Genomic DNA, 24347 nt, shown 5'->3' on the forward strand with positions numbered 1-24347 from the left:
ATGGACCAAACATGGTCCTGCCCTATCCGGTTATCGCCTTGGGATCCGTCCTCTTGGGCCTCTGGGTAGGGCTTTTGGGCTACACCGACCCTTACATCCTCCCTTGGTTCATGGTCTTCACCGCGGCCACCGCCAGCGTGTACGGGCTCGGCTGGGGCCTTCTTGCCGCCGGGCTCTCCACCCTCCTCCTGCTCCCCTTCCCTGGGTTTAACCTGATGGCCCTGGCCCTGCTCCTCCTCTCCGCGCTGCTGGCGGACGGGATCGGCCAGAGCCTGCGCCGGGCCCACCGCCGGGCCAAGGCCCTGGCCCGAAGCCAGAAGCTCTTGGCGGAGGCCCTCGAGGCCCTGCCCCAAGCTCCGGACCGGGAGGCCCTTCTCCGGACCCTCCCTGAGCGCCTGGCGGCCTTAGGGGAAGGGGGGCACGTGGGGGTCTGGGTGCCCACCCCTCAGGGCTTCCGCCTCTTGGAAAGCGTCCCTCCCCTCCCCCTCCAAGAAGTACCCGCCAGCGGGGTGCTGGGCCGGGCCTTCCGGGAGGGGCACCCCGCGTATGTTCCCGACGTAAGCCAAGAGCCCGGCTACATCCCCGCCCCGGGCCTGCGCACCCTGGCGGAGCTGGCCCTGCCCCTCTGGGAACGGGGGGAGGTGGTGGCCATCCTGAACCTCGAGCGGGATAGCCCCTTTGCACCGGAAGAGGTGGAGGGCCTTTCCCGCTTCGCCCAGGCGGTGAGCCTCCAGCTGGACCGCCTGGTGGACCTGGAAGAGCGAAGGCTCATGGCTGAGCTCGCGGAACGCCTGCAGAGCGCCACCCGCCTGTCCGAGGCCGGGGAAAAGGCCCTGGCCCTGCTCCTCCAGGCCTTGAACCTGCCCTCGGGCACCCTCTGGGAGGCCCGCGGCGGGCGCATGGAAGCCCTGGCCCACCAAGGGGTGGAGGAGCCCACCCTCCTCCGGGTGCTGAAGGAGGGGCTCCCCTACGGGGTGGGCCTGGCCTGGCAGGTGTACGAGACGCAAAGCCCCGTCTTCACCGCCCGCTACGCGGAGGAAAACCAGGTGGTGCCCGCCCTCAAGGCCCTGGGCTGGCGCACCTTCGCCGCCTTGCCCATCCCCTCCCCTGGCGCCCCCAGAAGCCGCCGGGTGCTGGTGGTGGGCCAAAAGGAGGAGCGGCCTTGGCGCCAGGCGGAGGTGGAACTCCTCCTCCTCTTCTGCCGCACCCTGGGGCTGGGCTTGGAACGTTTGACGGAGAAAAACCGCCACCAGGGGGTCAACCAGCTTTTCCTCAACCTCCTCCAACACCCCCCGGAAGACCTCTACCAGCCCCTCCTGGAAGAGGCCATCCGCCAGGTGCCGGGGGCGGAGGCGGGAAGCCTCCTGGTGTTGGAGGAGGGGGTGTACCGCTTCAGGGCGGCGGTGGGGTACGACCTGGAAGGATTGCAAGCGGTACGCTTCACCCCCGAGGCCATGCTTCTTTGGTACAGCCGTCCTCCCGAAAAGGCCCGCCGAGGGGAACCCCGGGTCATGAGCACAGAGGAGCGCCCCATTGCGGAGATCAGCCACCAAACGGCGCCGGAAGAGGTCATCGACCGGGCGGGCCGCGCCCGGGAGATCCAGGCCAACCTCTGCCTGCCCATCCCCTATAAGGGGGAAATCCTGGCCTACCTGAACCTGGACAACCTCCACGACCCCAAGGCCTTCGGGGAGGATTCCCTGGGAGCCGCCCACTTCTTCGCCGCCCCCCTCGCCACCCTGCTCCACGAAAGCCGCACCCGCAAGCTCCTGGAGGAGGCCGCCCTTACCGACCCCCTCACGGGCCTCGGGAACCGGCGGGCCTTCGACCGCTTCCTCCTGGAGGAGCTGAGGCGGGCTGAGCGCTACGGCTATCCCCTTTCCCTGGCCATCCTGGACCTAAGGGGCTTCAAGGGGGTGAACGACCGCCTGGGCCACGCCGTGGGCGACCTAGCCCTCATAAAGGTGGCGGAAGCCCTGCAAAAGGAAAGGCGCAACGGGGACCGCCTCTTCCGCTGGGGCGGGGACGAGTTCGCCGCCATCTTCCCCCATACCCCCAAGAATGGGGCCATCGCCGCCGCCTTCCGCTACGCCCGGGCGATAGAGGGGCTTTGCTTTGACGGGCTTTGCCTGGGGGTGAACATCGGCGTGGCCGCCTACCCCGAGGACGGGAGGTCTGCGGACGAACTCCTCTCCACCGCCGACACCCGCATGTACCAGGCCAAAAACCTGGGCCTCCCGGTCATGGCTTGAACTTGAAGCCGGGCGGGAGGCGTGTATACTGGAGTAGCCCTAGCCATGGAGCGCACACCGGGCGGGCGCATCGTTTGGCCCCTGCTTCCCCTCCTGCGGAAGGGGCTTTCCGGCCTGGGGGAGTCCCTGCAACTGGTGGCGGAGGCCCTCTCGGCCCAACGGGCCTACCTCTTCCGCTTGGAAAGGCGGGGCGAGGCTTGGTTCGCCTCTCAGCTGGCGGAGTGGGCAGCCTCTGGCGTTTCGCCCCAGCTCCAGAACCCCGCTTTGCAGAACCTGCCTCTGCGGGAGGCGGGGTACGGGCGCTGGCTGGAGCGCTTCCTGGAGGACCAGGCGGTGGCAGGCCCCGTAGCCTCCTTCCCCGAGGAGGAAAGGCCCCTCCTGGAGGCCCAGGACATCCAAAGCCTCCTGGTGGTGCCCATCCGGGTGGAAGGGGAGCTCTGGGGCTTCCTGGGGGTGGACGACTGCCAGCGCCCCCGGGCCTTCAGCCCGGAAGAAGAGGCTTCCCTCCGGGGACTGGCGGAAGCCCTAGCCCGCACCCTGGAGCTTTGGGAACAGAGCCGTTGGCTAAAGCAGCTGGTGGAGGCCTCTCCCTTCTACCTGGCCCGCCTGGACCGGGAAGGTCGCCTCCTCTACGCCAACCCCGCCCTCCGGGCCGCCTTCCCGGACCCCCCCTCCCTCCCCCTGGCGGAGGCCTTGGCCGTCCCGGGCCGCCCCCGCACCCACACTTCCCGGGGCATGCGGGCGGTGGAGTGGACGCTCCTGGCCGTTCCGGGCCCAGGAGGTGAGGTGCTGGAGATCCTCGCCTTAGGGGTGGACGTGACGGAAAGGGAGGAAGCCCAGGCCAAGGAGGCGCGTTGGAGCACCTTCCGCAAGAACCTTCTAAAGGTCTACGAGACCCTCATGGCCGAAGGGCTTTCCGACTCCATCTTCGGCCTGATCCTGGACGCCGCCTTGGACACCCTCCCCAGCGCCCAGGCGGGGAGCGTCACCGTGCTCATGGAGGACGGTTGCTACCACTTCGTGGCCGCCCGGGGCTACGACCTGAGGACCCTGCGCCAGGTGTGCCTGCGCCCCGAGGAACCCCTCTCCCTGACCGGCCACCGGGAGGCCCAGATCTTTACCTGGAAGGACCTGGAGCGCTTTAACGCCCGCTTGGACGAGAAAAGGCGCAAGGTGATGGAGGAAGCCGGTAGGGTGCGGGAGATCCAGGCCATCCTCTCCGTCCCCGTGTACCTGGCGGGGGAGCGTAAGGCCTTTTTGTACCTGGATAACTTTGAGCGGGAGGATGCCTTCACCCCCTTGGACCTGGAGCTGGCCCAGGCCTTCGCCAGCCAGCTGGGGCTTCTCCTTAGAAGGCTGGAGCTCGAGGGGAGGCTACAGCACCTGGTCTACCACGACCCTCTCACCGGCCTTCCCAACCGCCTCTTCTTCCTGGAGAAGCTGGCCCAGGCCCTAAAGGAGGTTGGGGAAGAAACCCATAGCCTGGCCGTCTTGTACCTGGACCTGGACGGCCTCAAGCTGGTGAACGACCTGGAGGGCCACGCCGCCGGGGACGAGGTGCTGCGGACCATGGCCGCTCGGCTAAGGGCCGCCCTCCGTCCCCGGGATCTCCTGGCCCGGCAAGGTGGGGACGAGTTTTTGGTCCTCCTCACGGGGCTCAAGGCACCCGAAGAGGCCGCGCGGGTAGCGGAGCGGCTTTTAGAGGTGGTGCGCCTGCCCCTGCCCCTGGGGGGCCGGGTCCACCACCTCTCCACCTCCATCGGGATCGCCCTAGGGGAACCCGGCCTCTCCCCAGGAGAGCTCCTGCAGAGGGCCGACCTGGCCCTCTACCGGGCCAAGGGGGAAGGGAAGGACCGCCTGGCCTTCTTCGAGGCCCACCTGCAGGAGGCCCTGCGCCGGGAGATGCGCCTCTTGGAGGCCCTGCGGGAGGACCTGGAGCGGGGGGAGGGCCTTTGGCTCGCCTACCAACCCATCGTGGATCTCAGGACCGGTAAAAAAGTGGCTCTAGAAGCGCTTCTCCGCTGGCGGCTCGCCCCCCCTGCGGAGTTCGTCCCCTTGGCGGAGCGGCACCGCCTCATGCCCGAGCTGGGGCGGTGGGTGCTGCGCCAGGTCTGCCGGGAAAGGGAAAGGCACGGCCTGCCCGTCCACGTGAACGTAAGCCCCCAGGAGCTTTTGGACCCCGGTTACCCCGCTCGAGTGGCGGAGGTGTTGGAGGAAGCGGCCTGCCCCCCGGAGGAACTGGTCCTGGAGGTCACGGAAACCTCCCTCATCCCCGACGAGCGAGGCAGGGACGCCAACAAGGCCCTCGCCCTCCTCCGGAAGCTAGGGGTGAGGGTCTTCCTGGACGACTTCGGCTCCGGCTACTCCAGCCTGGAGCGCCTCTCAGCCCTCCCCGTGGACGGGGTCAAGCTGGGCCAGGCCTTCACCCGGGCCTTGGGAAGCCCCCCGGACCCGGAAAGCCCCGCCGCCCGGCTGGTGGCCGCTGTCTTGGCCTTGGCGCGGGCCCTGGGCCTCACCGCCATCGCCGAGGGCATCGAGGACGAGGCCACCCGCGACTACCTGCGGCGCCTGGGCTTCCCCTTGGGCCAGGGTTACCTCTGGGGGAGGCCCGAGCCCCTGGCACCCCTATAATGAAAAGAAGCGTGCGGCTGAGCGAGCCCTTGAAAATCACCCTCGTCTACGCCGTGTTCTCCCTGGCCTGGATCCTAGGTAGCGACCGCCTCCTCCTAGGCCTCTTCCCCGCCGCCGAAGCGCTTACGCGGTGGCAGACCGGAAAGGGCCTGCTCTTTGTCCTCCTCTCCTCCCTGCTCATCCACCTCCTGGCAAAACGCTGGGAGGAAAGCCACAGGCAAGCGGCGGAAACCCTGGAAGTTGCGGAACGACGCTTCCGTCTCCTCTTCCAGGCCCATCCCCTGCCCATGTGGGTGTACGACCTGGAGAGCTTGCGTTTCTTGGAGGTAAATCAGGCTGCCGTGGAAAAGTACGGCTATACCCGGGAAGAGTTCCTCACCATGACCATTTTGGGCATCCGGCCCGAAAGGGAACGCACCAAGCTCCTAGAGGACCTAAAAAACCCGAGGCCTCCCCTGCAACACTCGGGCCCCTGGACTCACCGCCTCAAGAACGGGCGGGAGATCCAGGTGGAAATCTTCTCCCATCTCCTTGAATGGGAGGAGAGGCCTGCGGTGCTGGTGGTAGCCCTGGACGTAACCCAACGCCTTCAGGCTGAGGCCACCATGCGCCTCTTGCAAAATGCCCTGGAAGCCGCCTATGAAGCCGTGGTCCTCACCGACCGCTCGGGACACATAGAGTGGGTGAACCCCGCCTTCACCCAGCTTACTGGCTACACCCTGGAGAAAGCCCTGGGGAAAAACCCCCGCATCCTGAAGTCCGGTGTGCAGGACCAGGCCTTCTACGAGAATCTTTGGGACACCATCCTCTCCGGAAGGGTGTGGGAAGGGGAAATCGTCAACCGCCGCAAGGACGGCACCCTTTACACCGAGCACATGACCATAACCCCCGTAAGGGAGGGCGGGGAGATCCGTCACTTCGTTGCCATCAAGCGGGACGTCACCGAAGAAAAGGCCCGGGAAAGAGCCTTAAGGGAATCGGAAGCCCTCTTCCGCACCCTGGCGGAAACCGCCCCTGCCCTCATCCTCATGTGGCAGGAGGAGCGCCTTACCTTTGCCAACGAGGAAGCCATCCGCCTCACCGGCTACACCCGGGAGGAACTCGCTAGCCGCCCCATCTGGGAGTTTGTCCACCCCGCTGACCGAGCTATGGTCCGGGAACGGGGTCTGGCCCGGCTCCGGGGGGAAGCCCCTCCCAGCCGCTACACCTTCCGCATCCTCACCAAGGAGGGGGAGGTGCGCTGGCTGGACTACTCCGCCGCCCGAGTGGAGATCGGCGGTAAGCCCGCCATCATGGGCGTGGGCCTAGACATCACCGAGGCCAAGGAACGGGAACTGGCCCTCGAGGCCTTCGCCCGGGTCAGCATAGCCCTGCGGCAAAGCGAGGAGCTTAAGGAAATGATGGAGGCCGCTTTGGATGCGGCCCTGAAAGCCTTGGAGGCCCCGGTGGGTAGCATCCTCCTCTATGACGCTGACACCGGCCGATTAGAGGAAGCGGCGAGCCACGGCTGGCTTAAGGAGATCCCCACGCCGGAAACCCTGGGGGAGGAGGGCCTGGTGGCCCGGGCCTTCCGGGGTGAGGTGGTGGTGAGCCCGGATTTGAAGCGGGATCCAAGGGTACGCCCCGGAGCCAAGCCCTTGGTCCCCGAAGGGTGGAGCGGGGTGGTGGCTCCCCTCCTGGCGGGGAAAGAACCCGTGGGCACCCTCACCCTGGCCTGGCCCCACCCCCGCACCCCCACGGCCTCTGAGGCGAACCGGATCCTCCTCTTGGTTGAGGCCATAGGCAACGCCGTCCGCCGGGCGAGCCTACGGCGCAAGCTGGCCCTGCGGGTGGAGCACCTCGAGGCCCTGCGGGCCGTGGACCAGGCCATCGCCGCCTCCCTGGAACTGGAGCCCGCCCTAGAGGTCTTCTTCAATCAGGTGATGCGCCTCCCCCTGGAGGCCGCAGCCCTCTTCCTTTATGACCCGAAGGAAAAGGTCCTGGAGCTCCGGGGCCTGCGGGGGTTCTACACCCCCAAGCGGGCGGTTCCCCGGCGCTTACTCTTGGGCCAAGGCCACGTGGGAAGGGCCGCCCTCACGGGTGAGGTGGTCTTCGTTCCCGACCTGGCCCAAGACCCTGGGACCGAGCCCGAGTTCACGCTAAAGGAGGGGCTGGTGGCGGAAAAGGCCTACCCCCTCTTCGCCAAGGGGCGGCTCCTTGGGGTTCTTGCAACCTTCACCCGTAGACCTTGGAACCTTGCACCTGAGGACGAGGAGTTTTTGGAGTCCTTGGTATCCCAGGGGGCCGTGGCCCTGGACAATGCCCTCACCTTCCAGGACCTTCTGAAAAGCCAACGGGAACTGGAGGCCGCTTACGACCTGACCCTTTGGGGCTGGGCTAAGGCGGTGGAGTTAAGGGACCAGGAAACCGCCGGCCACACCGAGCGGGTCACGGAGCTCACCCTGCGCCTCGCCCGCGCCCTGGGGGTGCCCGAGGAAGACCTGGACGACATCCGGCGGGGGGCCATCCTCCACGACGTGGGCAAGCTGGCCATCCCCGACGCCATCCTCCTCAAGCCCGGCCCCCTCACCGAGGAGGAGTGGACCATCATGAAGAAGCACCCCGTCTACGCTTACGAGTGGCTTTCCGGCATCCCCTTCCTCAAAAAGGCCCTGGAGATCCCCTACGCCCACCACGAGCGCTGGGACGGCTTGGGCTACCCCCGGGGGCTGAAGGGGCAGGAGATCCCCCTTGCCGCCCGCATCTTCGCCGTGGTGGACGTGTACGACGCCCTGACCTCCGACCGCCCTTACCGGAAGGCTTGGTCCAGGGAAAAGGCCCTGGCCTACATAGAGGAGCAAGGAGGCCAGCAGTTTGACCCCGAGGTGGTGGCGGCCTTCCTGAGGTTGATGGCCGGGGAAGAGCATCGCCTGTCCTAAGGGCCGATGCGCGAAACTTACCCGGGAGAAGGCGAGGAGGCATGACCCCGGCTTTTTGGGGGCCCCGTCGTAGCCCAAGCCAAGACAGAGCACTTAGACCCAGCCCAGGAGCCGCCGGGCCTCCGGGGAGAGGCGGGCCGGAGTCCAGGGGGGTCAAAGGTAAGCTCCACCGCCACCTCCTCTATGCCCGGGATGCGGCTTAAGGCCTGGCGCACCGCCTCCCCCATACTGTCGTGCAGGGGGCAGCCCGGGGTGGTGAGGGTCATGCGCACATAGGCCCTGGGGGGGTCCACCTTGAGCTCGTAGATGAGCCCCAGGTTGACCACATCCAGGCCCAGCTCCGGGTCATAGACCGTCCGCAAAAGGTTCCACGCCTGTTCCTCCAAAGGGTTCATCGCCGCATCACCTCCCAAAGGGCGTAAACATGGGGGAAAACCCCCAAGAGGTAGGCCCAGCCCGCCCCAGGAAAGAGGGGAAAAAGGAAGGCCCCAAGGGCCAACAAGGCCCCTGCCCCATACCCTGCACCTTCCGGGAGCATTTCCTTAAGCAGGGGCACCTTTTCCTTCCCTGCCCTTGGGGCATACCGGTGGGTCCAGACCAGAAAGGGCAGGATCTTGTAAAGCATCCCCGTCACCATCAGCCCCACGAAGCCCAAGGCAAACCAAAGAGCCGCCCATACGGGGTTAAAGGGCAGGGCCAGAAGGGCCAGGCCCAGGAAGAAGAGGCCGAGGAGGTAGTGCCGCACCCCGATATCCAGGGCTTTTTTCATGCGGTTTTTGAGGATGCGCCAGGTGTCGTAGAGGGCCAGGGCGTAGGAAAGAAGAAGGAGGAGATAGCCCAACCTCTCCCCCATGGCCAAACCCAGGAGCCCCAGGTTGGCCGCCCAAAGAAAGAGTCCCAAAACCCGCTCGTCCACCCCATGGGTGAGGGTGAACATGGAAAGAAGCTTGTACCCTACCCCCAGGATGGAGAGGAGAAAGACCCCGCCCAAACCGGCAAGGAGGTGCCAGGTGAGCCTTTCCGGATCGTAAAAGCCGTAGCGCTGGGAAAGGGCCTGGAAAAGCCCTAAGAGGGGGGTGAGGACCAGGTAGAAGACCACCCAGGCCAAGGCGGTGGCCACCCGGTTCCAGCGGGGAGCCTGGCGGAAGGTGAGGTAGGCGTGATAGGCGAAAAAGAGGAGGGCGAAAAACGCCAAGCCTCCTCCTACCGGAACCAAGGAAGGGGCCTGAGCAAAGCCCCAGGCCAGGAGCACCACCCCCAAGCCCCAAAGGGCCATCACGGGATAGCCCCACTCCGGGCGGTACAGGGGCGCCTCGAGGACCACCGGCAAGAGCTGGTGCATGGCCCCAAGAAGCACCCCCACCCCGAAGCCCAAAAGGAAGAGGTGGGCCACGGCCAAGCCCCAAGGATGCCGGGGCATGAAAAGGGCCTCGGGATGAAGGGCAAATAGGAGGCTTGCCGCTAAGAAAAAGGCCTCCCCCAGAAAGACGAAGCCAGCGGGAATGGAGAGGGGGATCACGCGGTTATGGGCGGTGACCAGCATCGGCTTAATCCTGAACTACCCGCTCGGAATCGGCCATGACCCAGGTCAAGCCCTAGCGGCCCGGGGGCAGAAGGGTGAGAAGGTCGCCTTCTCGCAAAGGGGTGGCCAGGCCCTGAAGGTAACGCACATCCCGGCCGTTTAGAAGCACCGCCCACCGGGGCCTAAGCCGCCAGAGGGTCTTAGGCTCCAGCCAAAGCCCCACCTCCTCCTCGGCGGCCAGGGCCTCCAGGGCCAGGTCCCTTAAAGCGGGGGTTGCGGTGAAAACCTTGTGTAACGCCTCCCCTACGCTTCCCGCCCTTAAGGAAAGGGGTCTGGGCAGGGCGGGGTGGGCCAGGCCCAAAGCCTGGAAGCGCACAGCCGCCTTCCCCTCCCTAAGGGCAAGGGCGGCGTCAAACCCTTTCCGCATCACCTCCTCCTGGGCGGAGAGGTAGATGAGCCAGGGGCGCACATCCCGCACCCTCTCCGCCACGTACCGCCCCACCTGGGCGAAGGAAAGGCCCACGTACTCCGGGGGAATCCAGGCTCTCTTGGGGCCCAAGCCCCCATGCCAGAGCCCCGCCCGGTATACCTCCCGGGCGAACTCCTTGGAGGTATCCACCCCGATGGCGCGGGCCAGCCAGGCGGAGAAGAAAGCCCGCCTCGCGTAAAGCTCCTCCTCCGGCACCCTTCCCTCCCAGCCCAAGGCCCGGGCGGTTCCGGGGTGGCGGCTTAGGTGGTCGTAAACCCCAGCCACAAAGGAAGCCGCTTCCTCAAGGAGCCTTTCCGCATCCAGGCGCATGGCCCGTTTCTCCTCCTCCCCAAGGCCGCCAAAGGCGAGAAGGTCGGCAAAGACCTCCTCAGGCAAAGGCGGCAGGTCCAGGACAAGGGCTTCCTCGCGCAGCACCACCCTTTTCACCCTCCCCTCCTTTCCCTTTCCTCCCGCATTTTCCTCAGCATATCCCCCGTGACCACCCGCCTGTGCATGGCACAGGCGAAGACCAAGGTGGCCAAAAGCTGAAGCCCACCGGACACCGCAAGCCAAGGGCGCAGGCCCTCTTGGCCCAGGAAATAGAGGGGCTCGAGGACGAGCCTTAGGAGCAGGCCAGCGTTGAGAAGAACGAAGGTGAGCCCCTCGAGGCGATCCTGCCTCAGGCCCCCGGGCCTGGGCATCATCCAGTAGGCCACCCCCATGACCATCTGCAGGAAGAAGCCCACCAGCCCCGCATGCACGTGGGAGGGGCGAAAAGGGCCTTGCAGGCCGGGAAAGAGGTAGAAGAAGGTGCCCAGCCAAGCAGTGTAGACCAGGTAAACCAAGGCCGCCCGCACGAAGAGGTAGTGCCAAAAGCCCATGGGTCCCTCCTGGGAAACCGGCCCCCAGGGCCTAGCCTCCCTTGCGGATCAGGATCCTCACCTGCCCCGGGCCCAGGTCCTTGAGGAGGTAGGCGTGCCCCTCCTCCTCGAGGCGGGCCAGGAGGTGCACCGGACGGCGCACGTGGTGGACCAGAAGCTTCTCCCCAGGCCTTAGCCTGGCCAAGGCCTCCAGGACCCGCATCATGGGCAGGGGGGGCTCGAGGTTCTCCTCAATGAAAACCTCCGCCTGGTAGTCCCGCCAGTCCTCCTCGCTTAAGGAAGCAGGACCCGCGACCACCCCCTGCCCTTCCCTCACCCCCTGGCGGTAAAAGTGAACGCGGTAGTGCCTCTCCCCAAGCCGCTCGCACCAGGCCAAAAAGCCCTGCTTTCCCAGGACCTTGTAAAGGGGAATGGGTTCAAAGAGCACCTCCAAAACCAGCTTCGTTCCGGGTCCCACCTCCCGGGCCGCTGCCATGATGGCCTGGAAGGGCTCTCCTCCCTGCTCCAGAATGGGCCGCACGTCCAAGTGGAAGCCAAGGGGGGCGGATAGCCAGGGAGGAGGTGGGGTGCCAAGAAGGCTTTCCACTTCCCCCACCGGCACCTCCGGCCTGGCCTCCACCCCCAGGGCCCGGTTGAGGCGGGCCACCAGCTCCTCTGGCTCCAGCCCCCCGATCTTGGCCGCCTGGGCCACGGTGACCAGGTTGGGCATAGTCTTGCGCAGAAGGGGGTTTTTGAGCTTCTGGAAAGCGGGGCTGGCCTCCGCCAGGACCTGAAGGAGCTGGGGCCAGCGCCGCAAAACCTCGGCCACCTTCATCTCAGGCCGGACTACCTCTTGCCGATCCGCACCCGCCATACCTCCGGGCCCTCCTCGAGGTACGCCCAGTCCACCTGCCCCGGCCTTTCCGCCATGAACTGGTAGTAAAGGGGCTTAGGGTCGTGGTCATTGACCAGGACAAAGCTTTCCCCGGCCTTTAGGCTGTCAAACAAGGCAAAAATCCTAGGGTGCCGTTCCCGTGGGGGTAAGGTGCGCACATCCAGCTCCATGGCCCAAGCTTCCCTCGTCTTCTCCCTATCCGCCATGACCTGGGTCAAGGGAAGACCCGGGCAAGGATGCCTTGCCCGGGAGCTTTCCCTATCCCACCCTCGCTATCGCATGCCTTCCGACCTTCCAGCTTATGAAAAGCCCTCACCAGGGCTCCCACCCTGGCAGAGCCAGGGTGGGGTGACCTCAGCAGGGCTTCTCTGCCCCCTTGCGGGCGTAGTAGTACCAGTTCAGGAAGAGGTTCAGGGCGTAGAAGACCATGAGGCCGTAGAAGAAGGCGGTGAACCCCCCGGTGGCCTTCTGGGTGTAGCCGGCCAGGGTGGAGAAGAGGAAGGGCCCGTAGGCGGCGATGGCCGCGGTCCAGCCGATGACCCCTCCCGCCTGCCTGGGCGGGAAGATCATGGGCATTTGCTTGAAGGTACTGGCGTTCCCCACCCCACTGAAGAAGAAGACCAGGAGCATGGCCAGGACAAAGAAGGGGAACTGCTCCAAGGAAGTGGGCCGGGTGAAGAGGGTGACCAGGAGAGCGGAAAGGAAGATGCCGACGGCGGAAACCTGGGTGACGATGGCCCCGCCATAGCGGTCCGAGAGGGGCCCGGCAACGATGCGGGCCAGAGAACCCACCAATGGACCCAAAAAGGCATACTTCAAGGGATCGGGCGCCCCATCAAACTTCCCGTATACCTCCCGGATCAAAAGGGGAAAGATGGCGGAAAACCCGGAGAAGGAGCCGAAGGTCATGACGTAGAGGCTGGTCATGATCCAGGTGTGCTTGTCCCGGAAAATATCAAACTGCTCCCGGAAGTTGGCCCGCACCGGGACGCTTCTCAGGTAGACCCAGGCCAGCCAAGACCCCACTAGGACGAAGGGCACCCAGAGGAAGGTGGCGTTCTGGAGCCAGATGGGCTGGGAAACCCCGGGCTGGGGGGTGAAGGTCTGGGGCCCACCCAGAAGGGAGCCGAAGAGGGCGAAGCCGATGACCCAGGGAGTCACGAACTGGACCACGGAAACCCCGAAGTTGCCGATGCCCGCTTGCAACCCCAGGGCCGTCCCCTGGAGGCGCTTGGGGAAGAAGTAGCTGGTGGAGGGCATGAAGCCGGAGAAGTTCCCCCCGCCGATCCCCGCCAAAAAGGCCAGAAGGAGAAGGACCCAGTAGGGGGTATTCGTGTTCTGCACAGCAAAGCTCCAGCCCAGCAAGGGTATGAGCAAAAGCAAGGTGGAGAAGGTCACCAGGTGCCGGGTGCCCAGGATAGGGGGCAGGAAGGTCCAGATGATGCGCAAGGAGCCCCCCGCAAGCCCCGGCATGGCCGTGAGCCAGAAGAGCTGGAGGGTGGAAAGCTCAAAGCCCACCTTGGGAAGCCGGACCACCAGGGCGCTCACCACGAACCAGGCGATGAAGGCCAGGGTGAGGTTGAAGGTGGTGATCCAGAGGGTGCGCCAGGCCAAGGCGGAATCCCAGCGCTTGGGATCCTCGGGGTTCCACTCGGGGATCCAGGTACCCTTGTAAGCCTTTAGCATGGGCGGTCTCCTTTCAGCTCAAACTCGTTCCTCAGGTGCTTGGCCTCCTCCTGCAAAAGCTGCAAAACGGTGAGGTGCATCCAGAGGAAAGCGATGGCCGTGAGGACAAAGAGGACAAAGAAGGTTGTCTGGGGCACACCGGTCCAGGCCTGGGCATAGGCGAAGAGGGGCGGCAGGAAAAAGCCCCCCAAGGCCCCCAGCATGCCCACCAACCCCCCCACCGCCCCCACGTCCTTAGGGAAGTAGGTGGGGATGTGTTTATAGACCGCCGCCTTACCCACACCCATCCCCACACCGATCAGGAACACCAAGGCGGTAAAGAGCCAAACGTTCATGGTGAACTGCATGACCTCCTTGCTCCCCTGCTTGGTGTAGAGGACGATGTGCCCTTCCGGCATCATGAGAACCCCAGTGGCCAAGAGGATGATGCCAAAGGTCCAGTACATGACCCGCCGGGCCCCGAAGCGGTCGGAAAAGTAGCCCCCGAGGGGCCTCAACAGGCTTGCCGGGAAAATGAAAAGGGCGGTGAGCAAAGCGGCCTCATGGAGGGGAAGGCCAAAGACGTCCACGTAGTACTTGGGAAGCCAGGCGCTCAAGGCCACGTAGGCCCCAAAGACCACCACGTAGTAGAGGCTGAAGCGCCAAACCCTTATGTACTTAAGCGGTGTCAGCATCTCCAAGAAGGGCCTTCCCTGTCCCGGGCGCTTGTCCTTCCGGGGCGTGCCGAACCACATGAGGAATCCCATGAGCACGAGGAGCACCGCGTAAAGAAAGGGAATGAAACGCCAGCCTCCGGGGATTAAGCCCCCCAGGTATCCCGCTGCCGGAACACTGGCGATGAGGGCTGGGCCAATGAACTTGGTCACGCTGGCCCCCACGTTTCCCGCCCCAAAGACCCCCAGGGCAAAGCCCTGCTGCTCCTTGGGGAACCAGGCGGAGTTCCAGGCGATGCCCACGCTGAAGGCATTTCCCGCAAACCCCACCAGGAAGGCGTAGAGGAGAAGCTCCTGGTAGCTTCCCGCCCGGGACACCAGATAGGCGGGGATGGCGGTGAAGAAGAGCATGAGGGTGAAGACCAGCCGCCCCCCATACCGGTCGGTGAGGATGCCGGCAAGAAGCCGCCACAGGGAGCCGTTCAGGATGGCCACCGCTGAGAGCCAGGAAAGCTGCACATCCGTGAGGCCAAACTCCTTACGGATGGGCACCCCCAGCACCCCGAACATCAGCCACACGGCGAACATCAGGGTGAAGCCGAGGGTGGAGAGCCAAAGGACCCGAAGCCGTTCGGGACGCTCTTTCTCCAGTTGAATGGGGTCGTGGACCATAGCTCACCTCGCCAACTTGCGCACCCAGATGACGATCTGCCAAGGCCTCACCACGTAGCCCAAGGGCACCGTGATGATGTGGACGAGCCGGGAGAAGGGGAATACCGCCAGGAAGACCCAGAAGTTAAAGACGTGAAGCTGGGTCCAAAAAGGGAGGTCCGCGATGAGTTCCGGCCTGGGTTGCAGGGTAAGGATGGACCAGAGGTAGGGGGTCATGACCGCGGGGAACCAAAAGCTCCCGTAGCGGTAAAGGAGGGCGGTGAGGACCCCCGTGAGGGCTGAGAGGAAGACCACCACCAGCACCGCGTAGTCCATGGAGGTGGAGGCCGCCCGCACCCGGGCCACGGAGATCCGCCGGGCCAGGAGCACGTAGGTGCCCACCAGGGCCCAAAGCCCGAGGCCAAGCCCGGTAATCTCCAGGAGGTAGAGCCTCAAAGGCACGGCGTTCCAGAGAAGAAGCCCTTTGGGGAGGAGGAGGGCCAGGAGGTGGCCCAAGAGCACGATCACCAAGCCCCAGTGCATGGCCACGGAGCCGAAGAAGAGGCGCTTTTGCTCCAGAAGCTGGCTGGACTGGGCGGAAACGGAAAAGGGCCTGTAGACCATGCGGTAGGCGGTGACCGCCACCGCCAGGGTGAGGGCGATGTAGGGGAAGACGCCGAAAAGAAGGGTGTTCCAGTTCATCCTTCACCTCCTTGCCAAGACCCCTTGCAAGGCTTCCTGGACCCCCTCGAGGACCAGGAGATAGGGGTTCTTGGCGTCTAAGGTCTTCAAGGTCTTATGCATCTCCTCCAGGGCCTTGGGCAGGATCTCCAGAAGCTCGGGAAGGGGGTTTTCCGAGCGGGCCAGGTAGCGGAGGACGTTGGCCAGATGGTCGGGAAGCTCGCTTCCCGGGTCCAGGTTGATCTCCCGAAAGGCCCGCACCAAAGCGGCCAGGAGCTCTCCCCGCTGGTAGCTTTCCCCGTAGACGGCAAAGCCCACATAGGGAGCGGTGGTGGGGGTGAGGTCCAGGGTGCGGGTGTAAAGCTCCTCCCACTCCTCCAGGGAAAGCTCCTCCACCTGGCGCAAAAAGCGCTCCAGCTTCTGCTTGGCGGGGCCCCTAGAGCACTGGATCCAGCGCCGCCAGAGTTCCTCCAAGCGCCCCGGCATGGGGTAATCCAGGGCCAGGGCCAGGGTTTCCAAAAGGGTGGCGTTGCCCATGGCTTCCTCCTACTCCCCCCTCAAGGGCGGCTGGATGTAGCCGAAGCCGGTCTCCCCCTTGTGGGCCAAGGGATCCTTCCACACCTCCGCCGCCATCTCCCGGTGGTAGGGGGGCAGCACGAAGCGCTCCTCCAGGGTGGGCAGGGTGGTGAGGCGGTAGATGGCCTCGGCCTCCTCGAGGGTGAGCCCCGCATCCTGCAAGACCTTCTGAGCCTTTTCCGTCACGCCACCTTCCAGGCTTTCCTGCCTTTTCAGGATGCGCACCGCCAGCATCTTCTTAAGCGCGGGCACGATGAGGCTTTCGTTGCCGGCGGCGAAGAGGTTGGCCAGATACTTCACCGGCATCCTTGCCTTTTCCAGGCTCTCGTACACCTCAAAGTCCAAGTCGGTTTCGGGAATATCCAGGCGCACCAGCCCCCCATTCCCCTGGCTGGCCCTTAAGGCCTTCTCCAAGGTGGACACCACCGGGGAAAGGGGCGGAACGTAGAACATCATGGCCAGGGTGCGGTACTCGGGGTGCAGGGGGAAGGCCAGCCCCCAGACCTTCACGAACTTGTAAATAGGGGAGTTCTGGGCGGCCTTGATCCAACCCTCGTCAATCCCCTCAGCCTTGGCGGCAGCGATGACCTCCGGGTCAAAGGGATCCAGGATGATCCCAAGCTGGGACTCCACCAGCTTCTCGTCGGGCACCATGGCCGCCTCGGGGATGCGATCGGCATCGTAGAGGAGGACCCCCATGTAGCGGATCCGCCCCACGCAGGAGTGGGCGCAGGCGGGGGCCTGGCCGGTTTCCAGCCGGGGGAAGCAGAGGATGCACTTCTCGCTTTTGCCCGTGGCCCAGTTGTAGTAGACCTTCTTGTAAGGACAGGCGGCCACGCACATCCGCCAGGCCTTGCATTTGTTCTCGTTGACCAGGACCACCCCATCCTCCGCCCGCTTGTAGATGGCCCCCGAGGGGCAGGCGGCCACGCAGGAAGGGTTCAGGCAGTGGTTGCAGATGCGGGGCAGGTACTGGAAGACCACCCCCTCGATCTCGGAAAGTTGGGCCTGTACCTCTGGGTCCAGCCCCTTTAGGTTGGGATCGTTTTGGGCGTAGAGGGGGCTTCCCCCCAGGTCGTCGTCCCAGTTGGGGCCGGCCTCGGGGGTCATGGGCTCCCCCGTGATCATGGAGATGGGGATGGCGGTGGGCTGATCCTCCCCTTCCGGGCTGGTGAAGAGGTCGTTGTAGCGGAAGGTGTAGGGTTCGTAGTAGTCGTCCAGGGAAGGCAAGGCAGGGTTGAAGAAGAGGCGGAAAAGTCCCTGGGTGCGGGAGTGCAGGCGCAGGTCCAGATGGCCGTCCTTATACTCCCAGCCCCCCTTGAAGCGCTCCTGGTCCTCCCAGCCCGTGGGGTAGCCGGCACCGGGCCGGGTTTCCACGTTGTTCCACCACATGTACTCCGCACCCTTGCGGTCGGTCCAGAGGTTCTTGCAGGCCACGGAGCAGGTGTGGCAGCCGATGCATTTGTCCAGGTGGAAGAGCATGGACATGTGGGCTCTAACCTTCATGGCGTTCCTCCTTTACCACTCTGGGGGCCGCTCCAGCTTGCGCACGAAGACCCAGGTGTCCCGGTTCACCCCCACCGGCCCCCAGTAGTTGAAGGCGTAGGTGAACTGGGCGTAGCCCCCGGACATCAAAACGGGCTTGAGGCGGGCCCGGGTGAGGGAGTTGTTCATGCCCGCCCGCTTGCCCCTAAGGGGGCTCTTGGGAATGCCCACCGTGCGCTCGGTGGCGTGGTACACGAAGACGGTTCCCCTGGGGATGCGGGCGGAGACGATGGCCCGCTGTACAAAGACCCCGTTGTCGTTGAAAAGCTCCACCCAGTCGTTGTCCTTGATGCCCAGCTCCGCCGCATCCTTGTCGTTGAGCCAGACCGGGTAGCCGCCCCGGGAGAGGGTCATCATGCGGTGGTTCTCCGAGTAGGTGGAGTGGATGGACCACTTCCCGTGGGGGGTGATGTAGTTGAGGAGCTTGCCCTGGGCCTCCTTGGCGCTCTTTTCCGTTTCCTGGAGCATGAGGACGTCCGGCCGCGGCTTGTAGGTGGGCAGGTGCTCCCCAAAAGCCAGGTAGTTGGGGTGATCCAGATAGAAGTGCTGCCTGCCCGTAAGGGTGCGCCAGGGGATGAGGCGCTCCACGTTTAGGGTGTAGGGGCTATAGGCCCGGCCCTGGTTGATGATGGCGCTCCAGGTGGGGGTGGTGAGCTGGCGACGGGGCTGGGCCACCAGGTCCTTGAAGGCAATGCGCACGTGGCGGTTCCCCTCGGCCAGGTCGGTGAGCTTAACCCCGGTCTTCTTCTCCTCGTCCAAGAAGGCCCGGTAGGCCAGTTCCCCGTTGGAAACCGGGTCCAGGAAAAGGATGGCCTCGGCCACCTGGCGGGCCTCCTCGAGGCTCGGCCGCTTCTCCCCCTGGAAGAGCCGGGGCTGGCGCTCGGCGAGTTCCCGGTAGAAGTCCTCCACGGGGATGGTAAGGCCGTGCATCCCCACCCCCACCTTCTCCACCCCCGGCCCCAGGGTGACCATCTTCTCGTAGAGCAGGGTGTAGTCCCGCTCCACCACCCGGAACTTGGGCATGGTCTTGCCGGGAATGGGCTCTACCTCCCCTTTCTTCCAGTCCCGGTCCTCCAGCTGGGCCAGCTCGTCCGGGGTGTCGTGCTGCAGGGGAATCATGACCAGGTCCTTCACCGGGGTGGGCAGGTGCACCCGTGCCAATTCGGATACCTTCTTGGCGATGGCCTTGAAGATCTCCCAGTCCGGCTTGGACTCCCAGGCAGGGGGCACGGCGGCCTGCAGGGGATTGATGAAGCTGTGCATGTCGGTGGTGTTCAGGTCGTCCTTCTCGTACCAGGTGGCGGCGGGGAGGACGAGGTCAGAGTAGAGGGCGCTGGTATCCATGCGGAAGTTGAGATCCACCACCAAATCCAGCTTCCCCTCGGGGGCCGGCTTGCGGTAAACCACCTCCTGGACCTGCCCCTCCGCCTTCTCCTCCGCCACCAGGTTTGTATGGGTGCCCAGGTAGTGCTTGAGGAAGAACTCGTGCCCCTTGGCGCTGGTGCCGATGGCGTTCCCCCGCCAGATGAACCAGACCCTGGGCCAGTTCTCGGGGGCGTCGGGGTCCTCCACCGCGAACCTAAGCTCTCCCCGCTTCAGGGCTTCCACCACGTACTGGACGATCTCCGCCTCGGTCTTGGCTCCCCTGGCCTCCGCCTCCTTGACCACCTCCAGAGGGCTCTTGTTGAACTGGGGGAAGAAGGGAAGCCACCCCTTGCGCACCGCCCGCACCTGGTGGTCGATGGTGTGGTCGGAAAGCCCCTGGGCCGTCTTGTCGTAGGCGGAGAAGCCCCGCTCGTAGCGCCACTGGTCGGAGTGGACGTAGTGGAAGCTCGGGGTGTTCTGCTGCCTGGGGGGATAGCCCCAGTCGGTGGCGAAGGCAATGGGACCCCAGGAGGCCTGGTTGGCCAGCTTCTCCTGGCCCACGTAGTGGGCCAGGCCCCCGCCGTTCACCCCCACGCTTCCCGTGAGCATCAAAGCCACGATCCCCGCCCGGTACATGAGGTTGTTGTGGTACCAGTGGTTGATGCCCGCCCCGATGATGATGAGGTTTTTCCCCTTGGTCTTGAGGCCGTTTTCCGCCCAGGAGCGGGCGTACTTAAGGAGGGTATCCCGGTGGATCCCGGTCCACTTCTCTTGCCAAGCGGGGGTGTAAGGCTGTTCGTCCTCGTAATCCCTGGGGTAATCCCCCGGAAGACCCCGCCCCACCCCGAACTGGGCCATGAGGAGGTCAAAGACGGTGGCCACCGCCACCTTTTCCCCCTCCTTGGTCACCACGTACTTGACGGGCACGCCCCGCTTGAGCTTTTGGTCGGAGGCGAAGTCGTCAAACTCCAAGAGAAGGACCTCGTCCTCCACCCCCAAGAGGCTCAGGTGGGGGTTTAAGGGCTCGCCGGTTCTGGGGTCTTCCAGCTTCAGGTTCCACTTACCCTTCTCCTTCTGCCAGCGGAAGCCGAGGGTTCCCCCGGGCATCCGGGGGCCTTTCTCCTCATCCCAGAGGAGGAGCTTGAAGTCCCCGTTCTCCTCCTCGGCGTACTCCGAGAGGCGGTTCGCCCTGAGGTAGCGCCCGGGGCGGCCATCCCGAATCTCAATCAGGAAGGGGGCGTCGGTGTACCGCTTCAGGTAGTCCAGGAAGTAGGGCACCTCCCGCTCGGCGTAGTATTCCTTGAGGAGGACGTGGTTCACCGCCATCCAGAAGGCCCCATCCTGGCCGGGGTTGATGGGAATCCACCAGTCGGCGTACTTGGAAACCTGGGAGAAGTCGGGGCTGAAGACGGTGAGCTTGGCCCCTGCATGCCGCACCTCGGAGATGAAATGGGTGTCCGGGGTACGGGTCATGTTGAGGTTGGAGCCCATGACGGCGATGAAGCGGGCGTTGTACCAGTCGGCGGACTCGTGAACGTCCGTCTGTTCTCCCCAGATCTCGGGAGAAGCGTTGGGCAGGTCGCAGTACCAGTCGTAAAAGCTCAGGGGCACGCCGCCCAGGAGGGAGAGGAAGCGGCTTCCAGCGGCGTAGGAGATCTGGCTCATGGCGGGGATGGGGGAGAACCCGATCACCCGGTCCGGCCCGTAGCGCTTCACCGTGGAGACCACCGCGGCGGCGATGAGCTCCAAAACCTCATCCCAAGAGGCGCGGCGGAAACCTCCCTTGCCGCGGGCCTTCTGGTAGCGCTTGCGCTTATGGGGATCGCTCTGGATGGCCTCCCAGGCGGCCACGGGGTCCGGGTGCTGCTTCCTGGCCTCCCGCCAGAGGTCCAAAAGGGCCCCCTTGGCGTAGGGGTACTTCACCCGGATGGGGCTATAGAGGTACCAGCTGAAGCTGATGCCCCGCTGGCAGCCCCGGGGCTCGTAGGGGGGCAGGCCCGCCTCGAGGCTCGGGTAGTCGGTGGCCTGGAGCTCCCAGGTGACGATCCCGTCCTTAACGAAAACCTCCCACGAGCAAGACCCCGTGCAGTTCACCCCGTGGGTGGTGCGCACCCGCTTGTCGTGTTGGAACCGGTTGCGGTAGAACTCCTCCCACTTCCTCTCCGCTGGGCTTTCTATTTCCTTAATCCAATCCTTCATGTTTACCTCCTAAGCTGGTCTTGGATACGCTCCGCCAGGCTCTTGGGCCTCAGCTGCCAGAGGATGGCCTGGTAAAGCAGCAGGAGCCCCAAAAGGACCAACCCCGCCACCAAGAACCGACCCAGGTACAGGGAAGCGGGCCTTGGCACCTCGTTGGCAACCTGCACCAAAAAAGCGGCCAGGGCTGACGCCTCCACCTCGGTCAGGGGCTTGCCCTTGTAGGCTTCCCGCATCACAGGGAAAGCGGGGTTTTGTAATAGGGCCGTAAGCCCTGCCTCGCCCCCTAGGCGCTTGGCGGCATCCGTGAGGTCTTTCCCCATAGACCCCCCGCCCAGGAAGCCCACCCCCGCCACCGTGTGGCAGGCTTGGCAGGGCGCCCCACCGTTTTGCAGGGCTTTTTGCCCCAGGTACAGGGCCCGGCCCAAAGCGGGATCCCCTCGGACCTGGGAAGCGGGCGCCTTGGCCTCGGCTTGCGCACCCGATAAACCCTTTAGGTACTGGGCGATGGCCCGGACCTCGGCCTCGGACACCTGGGGCATGGGGGGCATGACCCCGCTATAGGTCACCCCGTTTACCTCCAGCGGGCCAGAAAGCCCCTCCCGCACCACCTTCACCACATGGGCCTCGTCCTGCACCTTGGGGTTCCCCGCTAAGGGAGGGATGGCCCCGGGGATGCCCTGCCCCTCTGCGCCATGGCAGGCCGCGCAGTACTGGCCGTAAAGGGCCTGCCCGTCCTGGGCTAGCGCCAGGGAAAGGGACAGGAGCAAGGCCAGGGGAAAGAAGCGTTTGCCCTTCATCCTCACCTCCGGCTTCCAGTGTGGGAAGGGGATCTGGCGCCCACTTTTCCTCCCCGGGACATTCGTCCTAAAAGAAGCCCCCTATCCTGGAAGGGGATGAGGCCCTTAGCCCGGCTACGGCTAGACCCCAAGGGGGTGGCCACGGTCCTCGAGGCCGACCCCTCCTTGGGTCTGGAAGGGGACAGCCTCCCTTGTGCCCTACTGGTCCAGGGGCAGGACCCCTTCGGCCGCCCCCTCTGCGCCCGCTGCCCCGTGCAGCGGGAGCTCAGGCGGGGAGCCTACCGGGCCAGCACCCCCCTTCTCCTCAAAGGAAGGCGGCTGCGTTGCCAGGGGTACCGAGAAGGGGAAGGTTTTTTGGTGGAGCTTCACCCCGAACGGGCCGAGCCCCCGGACCTACTTCTAGAGCTCTCCCTCCTCACCCAGCACCTCCTGAAAAACCCCGAGAGGTTCCCCGAGGCCCTGGAGGACTTCCTCCGCGCCCTCCGCCAAGCCTTGGGGATGGAAGCCGCGGAGCTTTTCCTGAGCGACCCCGAGGGGCACCACCTGATCTTGACGGCCTATGAGGGCCTGCATCGGGAGGCTTTCCTGGAAAGGCCCTGGTTCCAGTTGGGGGAAGGGTACCCCGGCCTCGTGGCCCTGAGGCGGGAACCCTTCTTCACCCACGCCCTCCCGGAAGACCCTCGGTATCTGCGGCAAAAGGTCAAGCAGCTGGGCTACCAGACCTACATCTGCTACCCCTTAGAGCTTCCCCAGGGGCTCATCGGGGTCCTGAACCTGGCCTCCCGCAATCCAAACCTGGACCACCAGGAGCCCCTGGAAACCCTCTCCCGCATCGGCCCCCTCTTCGCCAGCACCCTGTATACCCTTCTTACCCGGCTGGGAGAGGTGGGCTTACAGGCCCTCCACCAACATTTCTACCGGGGCGAAGTTTCCGAGGCCCGGTTGTCCTTCCTGCAGGAGATTCGGCGCCTCACCCAGGCTACTGGGGTCCGGGCGGTGGCACGGGAAGGAGAGCGGTGGGAGGTGGGCCTGGTTCCCGCTTGCGCCATGCGGGATTGCCCCGCCTGGAAGGGGAGGGTGATGGGCCACAAAAACGGGCTTCCCGAATGCCCCGAAGCCCAGGGGCGGCCCAGGACCTGCCTGCCCCTTTGGGCCCGGGGAGAAGTGGTGGCCATGGTCACCCTATTCCACGCCCGTCCCCCCAAGCCCGCCACCCGTCCCGCGGCCCCTGCCCTGTGGTTCTCCAGGCTGGCGGTTCCCTTTCTCTTCCCTTCCGCAAACCAGGAAAAGGCCGATTCCCCGGAGCTGGAAATCTACGCCCTGGGGCAGTTCCGCCTACGGTACCGGGGAAGGGAGCTCACCCCGAAGCATTTCGGCCGGAGCGGGGCCTTCCAGCTTTTCAAGTACCTTCTGGCCAACAAGGACCGGGCCCTCTACGCGGACGAGCTTTGTGAGGTCCTGTCCCCCCATCTGCCACCCGAAAAGGCCCGGCAGGAGCTCTACACCTTGGTTTACCACCTGCGCAAAACCCTCCCGGGCATCGTGGAGCGGGAAGGGGAATACTACCGCCTGAAACTGCCCCAGGATCGCTTCTTGGATTTTGAGCGTTTTGAGGAGCTGATGCGCAAGGCCGACCTCGAGGACGGGCTTTCCGCCTTCAAAACGCTTCGGCAGGCCCTGGACCTCTACAAAGGCCCCCTCTTCGGGGACGACCCCTACGGGGAGTGGGCGGAGGTGGAGCGGAACTACCTGCAGGACCGGGCCCTTGCCGGCCTCCTACGTCTTGGGGAGTTGGCCGAAGCGTTGGGCTACGTGGAAGTGGCCAAGGAAGCCTACGCCCGGGCCCTAAAGCTGGAGCCCTACTTGGAAGACGCGCAAAGGCGCCTGGCCCTCCTCAGGGGGTAAGGGATGGACCTCAAGCAGGTTCCCCTCTTCCGAGACCTGGCCCTCGAGGACCTCAAGGCTTTGGAACACGAGGCCCGGGCCAGGCGGCTAAAGCGGGGGGAGGTGCTCTTCCTCGAGGGGGAGCCTGTGCGCTCCCTCTTCGTGGTGGAAAGGGGCCTCATCAAGGTATATAAGCTGGACCCTGAGGGGCGCAAGCAAGTGGTGCTCCACCTGGAAGGCCCAGGACGGGTCCTGGCCGAGGTGGCCCTCTTCCTGGACCGGCCCACCTACCCCGCCAGCGCCGAGGCCCTGGAGGACAGCCAGGTCCTGGCCATTCCCAAGGAACGCTTCTTCCAGCTGGTGGAGGCCCGCCCTCCCTTGGCCCGGGCCCTCATCCGCTACCTGGCCCGTCGCCAGGGGCAGCTTCTCCACCTTCTGGACCGCCTGGTCTTCCATGAGGTGCGGGAGCGGCTTTGCGAGTTTCTCCTGGACAAGCTTGCCCAGGAGGGGCAGGGTTTTCACCTGCCCACCAACCCCGAGCTTGCCGCCCTTTTGGGCACCGTGCCCGAGGCGGTTTCCCGCAACCTAGGCCAGCTCTACCGCCAGGGTCTGATCCGCTTGAGGGGGCGACGGGTGGAGATCCCCAACCCCGAGGCCCTGGGGGAGTTGATCAAGTGAAAGTAGTTATCGTTTGTAATTTGTAAAATCCGAGCGGAATACTTGACATTACCCCGGCCCCGGTTTAGCCTAGCTCCAGGAGGTT

17 protein-coding genes and 1 pseudogene are annotated in these 24347 nt (G+C 65.1%); 5 read left to right on the forward strand and 13 right to left on the reverse strand.

The window, feature by feature from the left end; translation table 11 throughout:
• Nucleotides 1–11: 11 nt before the first annotated feature.
• From EBI04_RS05140 to EBI04_RS05150, 3 genes are read left to right on the forward strand one after another with little or no spacing between them, the layout of a single operon-like run.
• Entirely contained in the window at nt 12–2252 is a 2241-nt protein-coding gene (locus EBI04_RS05140) for a diguanylate cyclase (protein ID WP_135256512.1), read from the forward strand.
• A gap of 45 nt (nt 2253–2297) precedes the next feature.
• Nucleotides 2298–4883: a bifunctional diguanylate cyclase/phosphodiesterase gene (locus EBI04_RS05145; RefSeq protein ID WP_135256514.1), complete on the forward strand. Its 2586-nt coding sequence runs from the start codon at nt 2298–2300 to the stop codon at nt 4881–4883.
• Between the two features lie 11 nt (nt 4884–4894).
• Nucleotides 4895–7801, forward strand: a complete 2907-nt coding sequence (locus EBI04_RS05150; protein WP_206202074.1) for a PAS domain S-box protein — start codon at nt 4895–4897, stop codon at nt 7799–7801.
• Between the two features lie 93 nt (nt 7802–7894).
• Here EBI04_RS05150 and EBI04_RS05155 read toward each other — a convergent pair.
• The 13 genes and pseudogenes from EBI04_RS05155 to EBI04_RS05215 form a co-directional block, all read right to left on the reverse strand.
• Nucleotides 7895–8196, reverse strand: a pseudogene (locus EBI04_RS05155) (metal-sulfur cluster assembly factor).
• Nucleotides 8193–9344 (reverse strand): hypothetical protein, encoded by a 1152-nt coding sequence (locus tag EBI04_RS05160; protein WP_135256518.1) that lies wholly within the window; start codon nt 9342–9344, stop codon nt 8193–8195. Before EBI04_RS05160 ends, EBI04_RS05155 begins: the two are co-directional and overlap by 4 nt.
• Nucleotides 9345–9396: 52 nt before the next feature.
• A complete protein-coding gene (locus EBI04_RS05165) occupies nt 9397–10239 on the reverse strand; it encodes a protoglobin domain-containing protein (protein ID WP_206202075.1) in 843 nt (280 codons plus the stop codon).
• Nucleotides 10236–10673, reverse strand: a complete 438-nt coding sequence (locus tag EBI04_RS05170; RefSeq protein ID WP_135256520.1) for a hypothetical protein — start codon at nt 10671–10673, stop codon at nt 10236–10238. The genes EBI04_RS05165 and EBI04_RS05170 overlap by 4 nt, the downstream gene beginning before the upstream one ends.
• Before the next feature lie 31 nt (nt 10674–10704).
• A complete protein-coding gene (locus EBI04_RS05175) occupies nt 10705–11526 on the reverse strand; it encodes a DUF2249 domain-containing protein (RefSeq protein ID WP_135256522.1) in 822 nt (273 codons plus the stop codon).
• Complete coding sequence (locus tag EBI04_RS05180) at nt 11499–11717, reverse strand: DUF2249 domain-containing protein (protein WP_135257883.1); 219 nt, start codon at nt 11715–11717, stop codon at nt 11499–11501. Before EBI04_RS05180 ends, EBI04_RS05175 begins: the two co-directional genes overlap by 28 nt.
• Before the next feature lie 184 nt (nt 11718–11901).
• A complete protein-coding gene (locus EBI04_RS05185) occupies nt 11902–13233 on the reverse strand; it encodes an MFS transporter (RefSeq protein WP_135256524.1) in 1332 nt (443 codons plus the stop codon).
• Nucleotides 13227–14558, reverse strand: coding sequence for an MFS transporter (locus tag EBI04_RS05190; protein WP_135256526.1), 1332 nt, complete (start codon nt 14556–14558; stop codon nt 13227–13229). The genes EBI04_RS05185 and EBI04_RS05190 overlap by 7 nt, the downstream gene beginning before the upstream one ends.
• A gap of 3 nt (nt 14559–14561) precedes the next feature.
• The gene (gene narI / locus EBI04_RS05195; RefSeq protein WP_135256528.1) at nt 14562–15239 is read right to left on the reverse strand and encodes a respiratory nitrate reductase subunit gamma; all 678 of its coding nucleotides are present in this window, start codon (nt 15237–15239) and stop codon (nt 14562–14564) included.
• A gap of 3 nt (nt 15240–15242) precedes the next feature.
• On the reverse strand, nt 15243–15755 hold the full coding sequence (locus EBI04_RS05200; protein WP_135256530.1) for a molecular chaperone TorD family protein: 513 nt from the start codon (nt 15753–15755) through the stop codon (nt 15243–15245).
• A gap of 9 nt (nt 15756–15764) precedes the next feature.
• Complete coding sequence (gene narH / locus EBI04_RS05205; RefSeq protein ID WP_135256532.1) at nt 15765–17300, reverse strand: nitrate reductase subunit beta; 1536 nt, start codon at nt 17298–17300, stop codon at nt 15765–15767.
• A 12-nt stretch (nt 17301–17312) separates the two neighbouring features.
• Nucleotides 17313–20903 carry a nitrate reductase subunit alpha gene (locus EBI04_RS05210; RefSeq protein ID WP_135256534.1) on the reverse strand — a complete coding sequence of 1197 codons (3591 nt, stop codon included), beginning with the start codon at nt 20901–20903 and terminating at the stop codon, nt 17313–17315.
• A 2-nt stretch (nt 20904–20905) separates the two neighbouring features.
• Nucleotides 20906–21700 carry a c-type cytochrome gene (locus EBI04_RS05215; protein WP_135256536.1) on the reverse strand — a complete coding sequence of 265 codons (795 nt, stop codon included), beginning with the start codon at nt 21698–21700 and terminating at the stop codon, nt 20906–20908.
• 96 nt (nt 21701–21796) lie between these two features.
• On the opposite strand from EBI04_RS05215, the gene EBI04_RS05220 reads away from it, so the two are divergent.
• A complete protein-coding gene (locus EBI04_RS05220; protein WP_135256538.1) occupies nt 21797–23605 on the forward strand; it encodes an AfsR/SARP family transcriptional regulator in 1809 nt (602 codons plus the stop codon).
• 3 nt (nt 23606–23608) lie between these two features.
• Nucleotides 23609–24262, forward strand: coding sequence for a Crp/Fnr family transcriptional regulator (locus EBI04_RS05225; RefSeq protein WP_135256540.1), 654 nt, complete (start codon nt 23609–23611; stop codon nt 24260–24262).
• Nucleotides 24263–24347 lie beyond the last annotated feature (85 nt).

Source organism: Thermus caldilimi (assembly GCF_004684245.1).
GTDB lineage: Bacteria > Deinococcota > Deinococci > Deinococcales > Thermaceae > Thermus > Thermus caldilimi.